The 1299-nt window shown below is 41.5% G+C and carries 1 protein-coding gene and 1 other annotated feature; the gene reads left to right on the forward strand.

Annotation, left to right across the window (positions count from 1 at the left end; all coding sequences use genetic code 11):
- Nucleotides 1–50: 50 nt before the first annotated feature.
- A protein-coding gene (locus C8322_RS12030; RefSeq protein ID WP_100244490.1) for an IS3 family transposase occupies nt 51–1270 on the forward strand; the annotation gives its coding sequence in 2 pieces (ribosomal slippage) (nt 51–327 and nt 327–1270; 1221 coding nt in all).
- Nucleotides 326–442: a sequence feature (AL1L pseudoknot), on the forward strand. Its footprint overlaps the gene before it by 117 nt.
- Nucleotides 1271–1299: the final 29 nt, after the last annotated feature.

Raw genomic sequence — 1299 nt, forward strand, 5'->3', positions numbered from 1 at the left:
TGAACCGTACCGGGTTTGTCGGAGAGTCAATATTCTGAGAGACTATCCCGATGACAAAATTAAAATATGCCCCTGAAATCAGAGAAAGAGCGGTTCAATTATTGATTGAATCTGAAAAAGATTATCCATCGAATTGGGCTGCGATCACCGCTATTGCTCCCAAAATAGGTTGTACTCCTGAAACACTACGTGTTTGGTATCAAAAATATTTAGATAAACTAAATCCAGTTAAAGTACAGCAGCTTTCAGACCAAGAACGTATCAAACAACTCGAACGCGAAAATAAAGAACTGCAACGCGCCAATGAGATTCTACGTAAAGCAGCCGCTTTTTTCGCCCAGGCGGAGCTCGACCGCCCACACAAATAATGGTGGATTTTATCCATAATAATAAAGAGCTGTACGGAGTCGAGGCGATTTGTAGAATTTTACCGATCGCACCCTCAACCTATTACCGGACTCTAGATCTCTGCGAAAACCCAGAACATCGAGCAAAGCGAGATCTACATGACTTGCATCATGCTGAACAAATTAAACGAATTTGGAAGGAAAGTTCAGGTCGATATGGTGTACGTAAAGTTTGGCAAAAACTGAAACGTGAAGGCTATATTATTGCACGCTGTACAGTTGCTCGATTGATGCAAAAGCTAGGTATACAAGGTGTTTGGCGAGGTAAGAATAAACAAACTACCCATAGCCGAGATGATCAAAAACGAGCAGATGACTTGGTGAAACGCAATTTTAGTGCTGATCACCCTGACCAGCTGTGGGTCGCTGACTTTACGTATATTCAAACAAATTCAGGCTGGGTCTATACCGCCTTTATTATTGATGTGTTCTCGCGAGCAATTGTTGGATGGAAAGTATCAACACGGATGAATACAGACATGGTGCTCGATGCACTGGAGCAAGCATTGCATGATCGAGGCATGCCAAAGAACGTGATTCATCATAGTGACAGAGGTGTGCAATATCTTTCCATTCGTTATACCAATCGTTTAGAAGCAGCAAATTTACGAGCATCAGTCGGTACGACCGGTGATTCATACGATAATGCTTTGGCTGAAACAGTGAATGGCTTATACAAAACAGAGGTGATTGAATATTTAAAAGCAGATTGGCAAGGTTTAGCGGATGTACAACTTGCGACATTAAATTGGGTAGATTGGTTCAATAAAGAGCGTGTACATAGTGCACTAGGTTATGTGCCACCTTTTGATTTTGAAGCAATGTACTATGATAAAATTAATCCGTTAGGTCAGGTGGCCTAACTTAAATAAAAAAGTCTCCGACAAACCCG

Source organism: Acinetobacter sp. SM1B (assembly GCF_003289665.1).
Classification (GTDB): domain Bacteria; phylum Pseudomonadota; class Gammaproteobacteria; order Pseudomonadales; family Moraxellaceae; genus Acinetobacter; species Acinetobacter schindleri.